Origin of the sequence: Ramlibacter alkalitolerans (assembly GCF_016722765.1) — a bacterium.
Lineage (GTDB): Bacteria > Pseudomonadota > Gammaproteobacteria > Burkholderiales > Burkholderiaceae_C > Ramlibacter > Ramlibacter alkalitolerans.
Genome location: NZ_JAEQND010000015.1, coordinates 88,468 through 100,939, shown reverse-complemented (window position 1 = coordinate 100,939; position 12,472 = coordinate 88,468). Strand labels below are relative to the sequence as shown.

The 12,472-nt window shown below is 68.1% G+C and carries 8 protein-coding genes; 3 read left to right on the top strand and 5 right to left on the bottom strand.

Annotated features, from left to right (window positions below):
* The first annotated feature begins 2 nt into the window (after positions 1-2).
* Positions 3-839, top strand: a complete 837-nt coding sequence (locus JI746_RS23555) for a class III extradiol dioxygenase family protein (protein WP_201692728.1) — start codon at positions 3-5, stop codon at positions 837-839.
* A 120-nt stretch (positions 840-959) separates the two neighbouring features.
* Here the strand turns inward: JI746_RS23555 and JI746_RS23550 are convergent, their stop codons facing one another.
* The 3 genes from JI746_RS23550 to dnaG form a co-directional block, all read right to left on the bottom strand.
* A complete protein-coding gene (locus tag JI746_RS23550) occupies positions 960-2,105 on the bottom strand; it encodes an NAD(P)/FAD-dependent oxidoreductase (RefSeq protein WP_201692727.1) in 1,146 nt (381 codons plus the stop codon).
* A gap of 148 nt (positions 2,106-2,253) precedes the next feature.
* Positions 2,254-4,647: an RNA polymerase sigma factor RpoD gene (gene rpoD / locus JI746_RS23545; protein WP_201692726.1), complete on the bottom strand. Its 2,394-nt coding sequence runs from the start codon at positions 4,645-4,647 to the stop codon at positions 2,254-2,256.
* Positions 4,648-4,911: 264 nt separating this feature from the next.
* Complete coding sequence (gene dnaG, locus JI746_RS23540) at positions 4,912-6,786, bottom strand: DNA primase (RefSeq protein ID WP_201692725.1); 1,875 nt, start codon at positions 6,784-6,786, stop codon at positions 4,912-4,914.
* 110 nt (positions 6,787-6,896) lie between these two features.
* On the opposite strand from dnaG, the gene JI746_RS23535 reads away from it, so the two are divergent.
* Positions 6,897-8,543, top strand: coding sequence for an acyl-CoA synthetase (locus JI746_RS23535; protein WP_201692724.1), 1,647 nt, complete (start codon positions 6,897-6,899; stop codon positions 8,541-8,543).
* Positions 8,544-8,685: 142 nt separating this feature from the next.
* Here JI746_RS23535 and JI746_RS23530 read toward each other — a convergent pair whose 3' ends face one another.
* Positions 8,686-9,663 carry a Bug family tripartite tricarboxylate transporter substrate binding protein gene (locus JI746_RS23530; protein WP_201692723.1) on the bottom strand — a complete coding sequence of 326 codons (978 nt, stop codon included), beginning with the start codon at positions 9,661-9,663 and terminating at the stop codon, positions 8,686-8,688.
* Between the two features lie 111 nt (positions 9,664-9,774).
* Between JI746_RS23530 and JI746_RS23525 the strand changes: the two genes are divergently transcribed.
* Positions 9,775-10,674 carry a YihY/virulence factor BrkB family protein gene (locus JI746_RS23525; protein WP_201692722.1) on the top strand — a complete coding sequence of 300 codons (900 nt, stop codon included), beginning with the start codon at positions 9,775-9,777 and terminating at the stop codon, positions 10,672-10,674.
* 1 nt (position 10,675) lies between these two features.
* Here the strand turns inward: JI746_RS23525 and ggt are convergent, their stop codons facing one another.
* Positions 10,676-12,460: a gamma-glutamyltransferase gene (gene ggt / locus JI746_RS23520; protein WP_201692721.1), complete on the bottom strand. Its 1,785-nt coding sequence runs from the start codon at positions 12,458-12,460 to the stop codon at positions 10,676-10,678.
* Positions 12,461-12,472 lie beyond the last annotated feature (12 nt).

The window sequence follows — 12,472 nt, the reverse complement described above, 5'->3', positions numbered from 1 at the left end:
CCATGGCCAGGATCATCGGTGGACTCACCACCTCGCACGTGCCCGCCATCGGCGGCGCCATCGCCAGGGGCTTGCAGCAGCAGGACTACTGGAAGCCCTTCTTCGACGGCTTCCTCCCTGTGCACCAGTGGTTGCAGGACGTGAAGCCGGACGTCGCGGTCGTCTTCTACAACGACCACGGGCTGAACTTCTTCCTCGACAAGATGCCGACCTTCGCGGTCGGCGCCGCGCCGGAGTACCGCAATGCGGACGAGGGCTGGGGCCTGCCCACGCTGCCGCCGTACCGCGGCGAAGCGGACCTGTCGTGGCACCTGATCGAGCACCTGGTCGAACGCGAGTTCGACGTCACGACCTGCCAGGAAATGCTGGTCGACCACGCCTTCACGATCCCGCTGAAGCTGTTCTGGCCCAGGGAGTGCCCGGTCACCACGGTACCGATCTGCATCAACACCGTGCAGTTCCCGCTGCCCACGGCGCGCCGCTGCTACCAGCTGGGACAGGCCGTCGGCGAGGCGATCCATGCCTGGGACAGCGACAAGCGCGTGGTCGTGATCGGCACGGGCGGGCTGTCGCACCAGCTCGATGGCGAGCGCGCCGGCTTCATCAACAAGCCCTTCGACCTCAAGTTCATGGACAGCCTGGTGCACGACCCGGAATGGGCCACCCAGTACAGCATCCACGAACTGGTGGAGAAGACCGGCACGCAGGGCGTCGAGCTGCTGATGTGGCTGGCCACGCGCGGCGCCGTGCCGGGGCATGTGCGCAAGGTGCACACCAATTACCACATCCCGATCTCCAATACGGCCGCCGGCATGATGGCGCTCGAAGCGCTCGATTAAGCAGGGTTCTGGACCGCGACTGCGATGCGTTTTTCGTAGGCTGGTGGTGACGAAGGAACCCCAGCGATGCGCGAGCGCAGCGAAGCTGGGGTTCCGGCGCTGACGCGCGTCACCTCCAGCCTACAGACCGTCTGCCGCAACCCGCAGCCGCGCCGGCCCCAGCATCGCCTCCGTCAACCCGTATTCCGCGATCCGCGCCGGCAGCGGCAGGCCGCGCGCCAGCGCCGCGCAGGCCTCGCCCATCGCCGGCGAGGTCTGGATGCCGTAGCCGCCCTGCGCTGCGACCCAGAAGAAGCCGGGCGCCGCCGGATCGAAGCCGCCGACCAGGTCGCCGTCGGCGACGAAGGAGCGCAGGCCGGCCCAGGTGCGCAGCGGGCGGCGGATCTCCAGGCTGGTCATGCCCGCGATGCGGTCGATCGCGATCGCGATGTCCAGTTCCTCGGGCTGCACGTCGTGCGGCGGCACCGGATCGGCGTTCGCGGGCGAGGCGAGCAGCACGCCCGCATCGGGCTTGAAGTACCAGCTTTCATCGGCGCTGATCACGCAGGGCCAGGCGCGCACGTCCATCCCGGCCGGCGGCGCGAAAGTGAAGGCGGAGCGGCGCTTCGGCTGCAGGCCCAGCGGCGGTACGCCCGCGCGCAACGCGACTTCGTCCACCCAGGCACCCGCCGCGTTGACCAGCACGGGCGCGCGGAACTCGCCCTGCGGCGTGCTGACCTGCCAGTCGCCGCCCACGCGCTCGATGCGTAGGGCCTCTGCGTCGCAGGCGATCGTGCCGCCGGCGCGGCGCACGGCGCGCAGGTAGCCCTGGTGGATCGCATGCACGTCCATGTCGGCGGCGTCGGGTTCCAGCACGGCACCGATCACGCCCTCGGGCCTGAGCGCCGGCACCATGTCCAGGGCTTCCGCAGTCGTTAGCTGCCGCGCGTGCGGCGTCATGGCCCGCAGCAGTTCCCAATGCGCCTCCAGCAACGCCTCCTGGCCCGGGGCGGCGAGGAGCAGGCAACCGCGCGGCGTGACCAGCGGATGCTCGCTGAAACCGGGCGGGGGGGACACCAGGAAGGCGCGGCTTGCCCGCGTCAACGCGCGAACCTGTGGCGTGCCGTAGCTCTCGATGAACATCGCGGCGGAGCGGCCGGTGGAGTGGTAGCCGGGTTGGGACTCGCGCTCCAGCAGCACGACGCGCGCGTGCGGGGCGAGCCAATGGGCGATGGAGGCGCCGGCGATGCCGGCGCCGAGGATGAGGAAGTCAGTGGACGCGACCATGGGGCATTCTAGGAATGCAAAGAGAAAGGGCCCCGTAGGGCCCTCTCTGGGTCCCCGCCTGCGCGGGGATGACGGCTTCGCCGCTTCCGCATCCCCGCCTGCGCGGGGATGACGGCTTCGCCGCCCGCTTCGCGCGGGGACGACGCGATCAGAGCGTGTCGATGAACGAGCGCAGCTTGTCGCTGCGGCTCGGGTGCTTCAGCTTGCGCAGCGCCTTGGCTTCGATCTGGCGGATCCGCTCGCGGGTGACGTCGAACTGCTTGCCGACTTCCTCCAGCGTGTGGTCCGTGCTCATTTCGATGCCGAAGCGCATGCGCAGCACCTTGGCTTCGCGCGGCGTGAGCGAGTCGAGGATGTCCTTGACCACGTCGCGCAGGCCGGCCTGCATGGCGGCTTCGATCGGCGCGGTGTTGCCGGTGTCCTCGATGAAATCGCCCAGGTGGGAATCGTCGTCGTCGCCGATCGGCGTTTCCATGGAGATCGGCTCCTTGGCGATCTTCATGATCTTGCGGATCTTGTCTTCCGGGATCTCCATCTTGGCGGCCAGGATGCTGGCATCCGGCTCGAAACCGAATTCCTGCAGGTGCTGGCGCGAGATGCGGTTCATCTTGTTGATCGTCTCGATCATGTGCACCGGGATGCGGATCGTGCGGGCCTGGTCGGCGATCGAGCGCGTGATGGCCTGGCGGATCCACCACGTGGCGTACGTCGAGAATTTGTAGCCGCGGCGGTACTCGAACTTGTCGACCGCCTTCATCAGGCCGATGTTGCCTTCCTGGATCAGGTCGAGGAACTGCAGGCCGCGGTTGGTGTACTTCTTGGCGATCGAGATCACGAGGCGCAGGTTGGCCTCGATCATCTCCTTCTTCGCTTCGCGCGACGAGGCCTCGCCCTCGTTCATGCGGCGATTGATCTCCTTGAGTTCGTGCAGCGGCACCACCACCTGGCGCTGCAGGTCGATCAGCTTCTGCTGCAGTTCCTGGATGGCCGGAATGTTGCGCTGGATGACGGTGCTCCAGGGCTTGGCGGCGGCGGCCTGCTTCTCGACCCAGCGCAGGTTCAGCAGGTTGGGCGGGAATTCCTTGACGAAGGTTTCCTGCGGCATGCCGCACTTGTCGACGATGATGCGGCGCAGCTCGCGTTCCTTCTTGCGGATGTCGTCCACCTGGCCGCGCACCATGTCGCACAGCTTCTCGATGGTCTTGGCCGTGAAGCGGATGGTCATCAGCTCCTCGGACAACGCGTGCTGGCACTTGGTGTACGCGGGCGAGCCCCAGCCGTCCTTGTCGTAGGCCTTGTGCACCTTCTCGAACAGGCCGGCGATCTTGTCGAACTTCTCGAGCGCGGCGGCCTTGAGTTCTTCCAGCTTGCGGGTGAGCGCCTTGGAGCCGCCGGAGCCGTCGTCGTCGTCGTCGGCGTCGAATTCGTCGAAGTCTTCCTCGGCGACGTAGTCGTCGGCCTCGTTCGGGTTGGAGAAGCCGTCGACGATGGTGGAGATGACGATCTTGCCTTCGCGGATCTCGGCGCCCAGGCGCAGGATCTCGGCGATCGTGGCAGGCGAGGCGGAGATCGCCTCCATCATCGCCATCAGGCCGCCTTCGATGCGCTTGGCGATCTCGATCTCGCCTTCGCGCGTGAGCAGTTCCACCGTGCCCATCTCGCGCATGTACATGCGCACCGGGTCCGTCGTGCGGCCGAACTCGCTGTCCACGGTGGACAGGGCGGCTTCGGCTTCTTCCTCCGCCTCTTCCTCGGTGGCGGCGGTGGGGCCGGTGTTCGTGAGCAGCAGCGTCTCGGCGTCGGGCGTCTGTTCGTAGACGGCTACGCCCATGTCGTTGAGCATCGAGACGACGACTTCCAGCGTCTCGGCGTCGACCAGCTTGTCGGGCAGGTGGTCGGAAATCTCGGCGTGCGTGAGGTAGCCGCGCGTCTTGCCCAGCTTGATCAGCATCTTCAAGCGCTGGCGGCGCTTGAGCATTTCCTCTTCGGTCAGGACGGTTTCGTCGAGGCCGAATTCCTTCATCAAGGCGCGTTCCTTCGCCTTGCTGATCTTCATGCGCAGGGGCTTCGCCTTCTCGGCGACGGCCGCGACTTCCTCGACGACGGGTTCGCTGTCCTCGAAATCGGCTTCGACGTCGCCCAGGTCCTCGACCTCGTCGTCGGCCGCCGCCGCCTTGGCCGGCTCGGCCGCCTTCGGCTTGCGGCCCCGCTTGGCACCCGCGGCGCCCTTGGCGGGGGATTCGGCCTCGGCTGCCGCCTTGGGCGGACGGCCCGGCTTCTTCTTCGCCGGTTCTTCCGCCGCGGGTGCGGCGGCCTTCACGGTCTTCTTCGTTTCTTCCTTGGCGGAGGCCTTTTCGGCCTTGGCGGGCGACTTGGTGGGCACGGGTTGGGCTGCTTTCGTTGCGGACTTGGATTCAGGCTTGGCGTCGCTCTTGACGACTTTCAGCTGGGCCTTGTCGGCGGATGGGGATGTGGGTTTGAGTGGCTTTCGGTCGTCGGGTTTCGCGGCGGGAGCGGGCTTCGCGGACTTTTGAACAGGCATGGGACCTCGAAACAGGCAGCAGGGACGAAAAAAAGCGCCACGAAACCCGGCGCGGGGCGGCATCAGGCCGACGTCGGCCTCTCGGGTGGGCAAGATGGGTGGGCGAACATTTGGGGTGCAGTCCTTGCGGTAGGTTGGCCTGATGCCCGCTTGGGGCGCCCTCGTTCGTGAAGGCTGGCCGGTCCGGAGGTGCTGCTGTCGCTCTTGCCGCTAGCAAACCCTAAATTATACCAATGCCGCGGAATTTCAAGACGTGCTAGGAAATCACCCGGCAGGCGTGCGGCTCATCTGCAACAGGGCCTGGCGGCGCTGGGTCAGTTCCTGCGTTCGCCGGATCACCTCGTAGAGGCGTTCCGTGCGCGACGGATCGGTCGAGGGCAGCTGCACGATCCGCTGCTGCTCCTCGTTCAGCGCATCCAGGTGGATCTCGATCAGCGCCCGCTGCAATTCGGGCTCGCCGAAGTCCTCCACGTCGATGGCCCGGCCGATCGGCTGCATGTTGTCCAGGTCGACCAGCCGGTTGGCCAGCTCGACGAACGGCTGACCTTCCAGGGCCAGCTGCAGCACCGCCCAGGGCTCCCCGCCGTGCTCGTGGAAGCGGGTGTCGAGCCACGAGAACAGGTCGCCGTGGGGCGGCTGCAGCTCGCACAGCAGGTGGTGGTCGTCGTTGCTCAGGGCATGCCAGACCGCGGAGTTCCGCAGCGCGATGCGGGCGACCTGTTCCGCGAACGCCACGGCCTTCGGCTTGATGGCCTGCCTCCGCCCGGCGCCGTAGGCACGCTTGCCGTACGGGGCTTCCCCGCCGCGGCGCTCGCGCGAGCGCGGCCTGGCGGATCCCGGCGCTGCCACGCCCCAGATCTCCAGCAACTCGTGGGAGCCGAGCTGGGCGCGATCGGCCAGTTCGCCCAGCAGCTGGCGCTTGAGGGCGCCGTCCGGCAGCTGCTTCCACAGCGGCCCGGCCTTGCTGACCATCTGGGAGCGGCCCTCCGCTGTTGCAAGGTCGCAATCCTCCGCGGAGGCTTCGACGAGGAAGGTGCTCAGGGGCACGGCCTGCCGCACGAAGCGGGCGAAGGCCTCCTGGCCGTGCTCCCGGATGTAGCTGTCCGGGTCGTGTTCGGGCGGCAGGAACAGGAACTTCACCGTGCGGACGTCGGTGGCATAGGGCAGGGCCCCGTCCAGGGCCTTGCGGGCGGCACGCCGGCCGGCGGCGTCGCCGTCGAAGCTGAAGACCACGTGGTCGGTGAAGCGGAACAGCTTCTGGACGTGGTCGGGCGTGCAGGCGGTGCCTAGCGTCGCCACTGCGTTGGGGAAGCCGAGCTGGGCCAGGGCGACGACGTCCATGTAGCCCTCGGTCACCAGCACGAAACCCTGCTCGTGGATCGCGCTGCGGGCCTCGAACAGGCCATAGAGCTCGCGCCCCTTGCTGAAGACCGGCGTTTCCGGCGAGTTCAGGTATTTGGGCTTGTCGTCTCCCAGCACCCGGCCGCCGAAGCCGATGCACTCCCCCTTGACGTTGCGGATCGGGAACATCACCCGGTCGCGGAAGCGGTCGTAGCGCTTGTCGTCTTCCTCGTTGACGATCACCAGCCCGCTTTCGGCCAGCAGCGGGTCGTCGTAGTTGGGGAACACGCCGGCCAGCGTGCGCCAGCCTTCCGGGGCGTAGCCGAGGCCGAACTGCTTCGCGATCTCGCCCGACACGCCGCGGGCCTTGAAATAGCCGATGGCGCGCGGGGACTGGCGCAGGTGCTTGCGCCAGGCGGCGCCGGCCTTTTCCAGGACGTCGGTGAGGGTCTGCTGCCGTTCGCGCTGCTGCGCGGCGCGGGCGCGGTCTTCGGGCGAGCGCTCGTCGTCCGGGACCTGCATGGCGTACTGGCCCGCCAGGTCCTTGACCGCCTCGACGAAGTTCATCGAGGCGTAGTCCATCAGGAAGCCGATGGCATTGCCGTGCTTGCCGCAGCCGAAGCAGTGATAGAACTGCTTGGACGGGCTGACGGTGAAGGAGGGCGTCTTCTCGCCGTGGAAGGGGCACAGCCCGAGGTAGTTGGCCCCGCCCTTCTTCAACTGCACGTGGCGGCCGACGATCTCCACGATGTCGGCGCGCGAGAGCAGGTCCTGGATGAAGTTCTGGGGGATGGCCATCGGGCTGCGAAGGGTACCGTAGTCGCGGCTACGGATTGGACCGGATCGAAAAAGGGACTAACCTCTGTCGCGACCGGCGCGCCGGCCCACAACAACAGGAGACACAGGTCATGTCCAGCATTTTCGACCAGGACCTGCCGCGCAACGCGGCCAACTTCGCCCCGCTGTCGCCGCTCTCGTTCCTCGAGCGCGCCGCGGACGTCTATCCGCAACGCACGGCGGTCGTGCACGGCTCGCTGCGCCGCACCTGGCTGCAGACCTACGAGCGCTGCCGGCGCCTGGCCAGTGCCCTGCAGCGTGCCGGCCTGGGCAAGGGCGACACGGTGGCCGTGATGCTGCCCAACACGCCGCCGATGGTGGAGGCCCACTTCGGCATCCCGATGGCGGGGGCGGTGCTCAATACGATGAACACGCGGCTCGACCCGGAGGCGATCGCCTTCATGCTGGAGCACGGGGAAGCGCGCGCCGTGATCGTGGACCCGGAATTCGCGCCCGTGATGCGCAAGGCCATCGCGATGCGCAAGGAGGCCCGGCCGCTGCTGGTGATCGATGTGGAGGACGCGCTCTTCACCGGCACGCCGGAACGCATAGGCAGCACCAGCTACGAGGAGTTCCTGGCCGGTGGCGACCCCGCGTTCGCCTGGGAGTTGCCGGGCGACGAATGGGATGCGATCGCGCTGAACTACACCAGCGGCACGACGGGCAATCCCAAGGGGGTGGTCTACCACCACCGGGGCGCAGCGATCAACGCGATCTCCAACATCCTCGAGTGGGACCTGCCCAAGCACCCGGTCTACATGTGGACGCTCCCCATGTTCCACTGCAATGGCTGGTGCTTCCCCTGGACGATCGCGGCGCGCGCCGGCGTCAATGTGTGCCTGCGGCGGGTCGAGGCCAAGGCGATGATCGACGCCATCCGCGAACACGGCGTCACCCACTACTGCGGCGCGCCGATCGTGCACGGCCTGCTGGTGAACGCACCGGCGGAAATGAAGCAGGGGCTGCCGCGCGGCGTGAAGGCGATGGTCGCCGGGGCCGCGCCGCCGGCCTCGCTGATCGAGGGCATGGAGACGCTGGGCTTCGATCTCACGCACGTGTACGGCCTGACGGAGGTCTACGGGCCGGCGACCGCCTGCGCCAAGCACGAGGAATGGGAGCGGCTGGAGATCGGCGAGCGCGCCCGGCTGAACGCGCGCCAGGGCGTGCGCTACCACCTGCAGCGCGCCGCGCGCGTGCTCGATCCGCAGACCCTGGCGCCGGTGCCCTGGGACGGCGAGACCATGGGCGAGATCATGTTCCGCGGCAACATCACCATGAAGGGCTACCTGAAGAACGCCAAGGCGACGCAGGAGGCTTTTGCCGGCGGCTGGTACCACACCGGCGACCTGGCGGTGCAGTACCCGGACGGCTACATCAAGATCAAGGACCGCAGCAAGGACATCATCATTTCCGGCGGCGAGAACATCTCGTCGATCGAGGTGGAGGACGTGCTGTACCGGCACCCGGCGGTGCTGGCCGCAGCCGTGGTGGCCAAGCCCGATGCGAAATGGGGCGAGACGCCGTGTGCCTTCGTCGAGGTCCGGCCGGGGGTCGAAGTCACGCCGGAGGACATCGTCGCGCACTGCAGGAAGCACCTGGCCGGCTTCAAGGTGCCGCGGGCGGTGGTGTTCGGCGAACTGCCGAAGACCTCGACGGGGAAGATCCAGAAGTTCGAACTGCGCAAGCAGGCGCGGTCGGCGGCGGCGATCGACGTCTGAATCCAGGACAGCCGAACGCAAAGGCCGCAAAGGTCTCGCAAAAGCCGCAAAAAAGCATCCAGGAGCTTTTCGATTCCTTTTGCGGCTTTTGCGTCGTCTTTGCGGCTTTAGCGTTCCGCTGTCCGCTTTGGAAGTCCTATCCTCAGGCCTTCATCGCCAGCCCCAGCTTCTCGATGATTTCCTTCTCCTTCACGTACTGCTCGCGGATGAACTTCTCGTAGTCCGCGCTGTTCATGTAGATCACCGACTGGTCGTACCTCTCGAAGGTGGCCAGCACCGCAGGGTCCTCCAGCGCCTTGCGGAAGCCGTCGTGCAGCCGGCGCGTGATGGCGGGGTCCATGCCCCTGGGCCCGCCGATGCCGAAGGGCGAATCGGCCAGCGTCTCGTAACCGAGCTCGTGCAGCGTCGGCACGTTCGGCCAGCGCCGGGTGCGCTTGGAGCCGTAGGTGGCCAGCAGCCGCATCGTGCCGGCATCGACATGCGAGGCCCAGCCGGTCGAGTCGCTGTGCGACATGATGTGCCCGCCCAGCAGCGCCTGCATGCCTTCGGCCACGCCCTTGAACGGCACGTGCTGCATCTTGATGCCGGCGCGAAACGCGAATTCCTCCACCGCCAGGTGCGGCGTGGTGCCGTTGCCCGGCGAGCCGAAGCTGAACTTGCCGGGATTGGCCTTGCACCAGTCGACCAGCTCCTGCACCGTCTTGACCGGCGAGTCCGCGCGCACCACCAGCCCGAAGGTGTAGCCGGTGAGGCAGGCGATGTACGTGAAGTCCTTGAGCGGGTCGAACTGCATCTTCTGCATGTGCGGCAGGCGCGCGATGCCGATGGTGAGCTGCGAGAGGGTGTAGCCATCGGGCCTGGCGCCGACCAGCTCGTTGGGCCCGAGCATGCCGCTCGCACCGGGCTTGTTCTCCACGATCACCTGGCCGCCGAGCGTCTTGCTCGCGCTTTCGGCCAGCGAGCGCATGACGGCGTCCGTCGAGCCGCCGGCAGGCCAGGGGCAGATGAGCCGGATCGGCCGGCTCGGGAAGGCCTGCGCCAGCGCCGGCAGGGCGACGACGGCGGGGGAGGCGAGCGCAGCCTGCAACAGGCGGCGGCGCGTGCGATCGGTTCGGTGCATGAGGGTCTCCTCGGCGGAGGCCCAATCTAGCCCAGCGGCTCCCGCTGCCCATGAGGGAAAGCCTGTAACAGCACGCCCCCGCCGGGGGTGCGCGGCGGCATACTCGCCGCCATGCATGTGCTGAGCCCCGCCGCTGCTTGGGTGGCCGCCCATCCGGGCGTATTCGTCAAGCGTGTCCTCAAGGGCTTCAAGAGCAATCAGGGCCTGCTGCTGGCGGGGGCCGTCGCCTATTACGCGCTGCTGTCGGTGGTGCCGCTGCTGATCCTGACCGTGATCACGCTGTCGCACTACGTGAACCAGGCCGAGCTGATGGCGACGCTGGCCCACTATCTCGAATGGCTGATGCCGGGCCAGTCGAAGACGGTGGTGGCGGAACTCGCCCACTTCGTGGAGCACCGCGAGGTGATGGGCTGGCTGCTGCTGGTCACCATGCTGTTCTTCAGCTCGCTCGGCTTCGCGGTGCTGGAAAAGGCGATGGCGGTGATCTTCCTGCACCGTTTCGCGATCCGGCGCCGGCGCTTCGTCGTCTCGGCGCTGCTGCCTTACGTGTACATCCTGTCGCTCGGTTTCGGCCTGCTGGTCGTCACGCTGGTGGCCGGCAGCATCCAGGCGATGGGCGAGGACCGCGTGGTCTTCCTCGGGCACGACTGGTCGTTGCACGGCCTGTCCGGTGTGCTGCTGTACCTGCTGGGCATCGTGGGCGAGGTCTTCCTGCTCACCTCGATCTACATGGTCATGCCGGTCGGCCGCCTGTGGTGGCGGCACGCGCTGGTAGGCGGCGTGACGGCCACGATCCTGTGGGAGATCACCCGGCGCGTGCTGGTGTGGTACTTCGCCACCCTGTCGCAGGTGAACGTGGTGTACGGCTCGCTCACCACGGCGATCGTGGTGCTTTTCAGCTTCGAGATCGCGGCGACGCTGCTGCTGTTCGGCGCGCAGGTGATTTCGGAATACGAGCGGATCGAGCGCAAGGAGACCGCGGCGCACGAGGCTGACGCGGTCACGCACTAGGCTAATCCCCCATCACGACGCCTTCGCGGCGCGGGTCGGCGCCACCGAACCAGCCGGTGGGCGTACGCTGGATCGCCTGCAGGCCGCTGGTCATGTCCAGCTCGCGCACCTCGTGGCCTCGCGCCTGCAGGGCCTGCACCACGGAGGGCGCGAAACGCCGCTGCTCCAGCAGCGTGGGGCCGTTGGTGGACCCGAAGTTAGGCAGGTCGATCGCCTGCTGCGCGTTCAGGCCCCAGTTCAGCATCCCGTACAGCGTCTTGGCCGTGTAGTGGATGATCAGGGCTCCACCGGGGCTGCCGGCGCTGGCCACGAGCTGGCCCGTGGCCTTGTCGAAGACGAGCGTCGGCGCCATCGAGGAGCGCGGCCGCTTGCCCGGCTGGACGCGGTTCACGATCGGCCGGCCCTGCGCGTCGGCGGGCGCGAAGCTGAAGTCGGTGAGCTCGTTGTTCAAGAGGAAGCCGCGCACCATCTGGCGCGAGCCGAACTGGTCTTCGATGGTCGTGGTCATCGCGATCGCGTTGCCGTAGGCATCGACGATGCTGATGTGCGAGGTGCCGTGCTCCACCTGCTCGGGCGCGGGCGCGTAGCGGCTGGTGCGCTGGCCGGGCGTTCCCGGTTGCGCGGTCTTCATGCTCCGGGCGCCGATCAGGCGGGCGCGCGCCGCCAGGTAAGCCGGATCCAGCAGCGTCATCCAGTCGCCGCCGGGCGGCTGCACGAAGTCGGGGTCGCCGAGGTACTGGCCGCGATCGGCGAAGGCCAGGCGCGCGGCCTCCGTGTACAGGTGCAGCCAGTCGGCCGAGGGCAGGGCGCCCACCAGTGGCAGCGAGCCGGCATTCGTGTTGTTCAGGATGCCGAGGATCTGGCCGATGGCGATCGCCCCCGAACTCGGTGGCGGAAAGCCGCAGACGCGCCAGTCCCGCGCGCTGGCGCGGTAGTCGTGGCAGATCGGGGCGCGCTTCTTCGGCTGGTAGCCGGCCAGGTCCGCGCGCGCGAGCTTGCCGGGGTTGCCGGCGTGCCGCTGCACCTTGTCGACGATCGCCTGCGCGATCTCGCCGTCGTAGAAGGCGCGCGCGCCTTCGTTGGCGACGCGCCGCAGCACCGCGGCGAGTTCGGGGTTGCGCAGCGTGCTGCCGACGGCGACCGGCTCCCCGTTGGCCTGGAAGAAGTACGCGCGCGCCGTGGGATCCTTGGCCAGGTGGGCCTCGGACTTCAGCAGCGTGTTCAGCCGCGGGCTGACGCGGAAGCCCTGGTCCGCCAGCGTGATGGCGGGCTGGAACAGCGCGGCCCAGGGCAGCCTGCCGTATTGCCGGTGCGCCATCTCCAGCACGCGCAGCGTTCCCGGCACGCCGACCGAACGGCCGCCGACGACGGCATCGTAGAAGGCCAGCGGCTTGCCGTCGGCGCCGAGGAACAGGCGTTCGTCGGCCGCGGCGGGCGCGGTCTCGCGGCCATCGAAGGCCTCCACCTCGCGGCCGTTGTAGTGCAGCAGGAAGGTGCCGCCGCCGATCCCGCTGGACTGCGGTTCCACCAGCGCCAGCACCATCTGCACCGCGATGGCGGCGTCGACGGCGGAGCCGCCGGCCTTGAGCACCTGGTAGCCGGCATCGGTGGCGAGTGGGTTGGCGGCGGCCACGGCGAACTTCGTCGTCGCCCAGCCGGGTTTGGCCGTGAGGCCGGAGGCGGCCTCCGGCTGCTGCGCAGCGTTGTAGGTGAAGCTCGAAGGGGGGCTGGCGCAGGCGGCCAACAGGCTGGCAGCAGCCAGCCAGGAAAGGAGGGGGCGGCGCATCCGCGCACTATA

Bases quoted from the DNA above. Each gene is read 5' to 3' on its own strand.
- JI746_RS23555 (WP_201692728.1), top strand. From the start codon at position 3: ATGGCCAGGATCATCGGTGGACTCACCACCTCGCACGTGCCCGCCATC.
- JI746_RS23550 (WP_201692727.1), bottom strand. From the start codon at position 2,105: ATGGTCGCGTCCACTGACTTCCTCATCCTCGGCGCCGGCATCGCCGGC.
- rpoD (WP_201692726.1), bottom strand. From the start codon at position 4,647: ATGCCTGTTCAAAAGTCCGCGAAGCCCGCTCCCGCCGCGAAACCCGAC.
- dnaG (WP_201692725.1), bottom strand. From the start codon at position 6,786: ATGGCCATCCCCCAGAACTTCATCCAGGACCTGCTCTCGCGCGCCGAC.
- JI746_RS23535 (WP_201692724.1), top strand. From the start codon at position 6,897: ATGTCCAGCATTTTCGACCAGGACCTGCCGCGCAACGCGGCCAACTTC.
- JI746_RS23530 (WP_201692723.1), bottom strand. From the start codon at position 9,663: ATGCACCGAACCGATCGCACGCGCCGCCGCCTGTTGCAGGCTGCGCTC.
- JI746_RS23525 (WP_201692722.1), top strand. From the start codon at position 9,775: ATGCATGTGCTGAGCCCCGCCGCTGCTTGGGTGGCCGCCCATCCGGGC.
- ggt (WP_201692721.1), bottom strand. From the start codon at position 12,460: ATGCGCCGCCCCCTCCTTTCCTGGCTGGCTGCTGCCAGCCTGTTGGCC.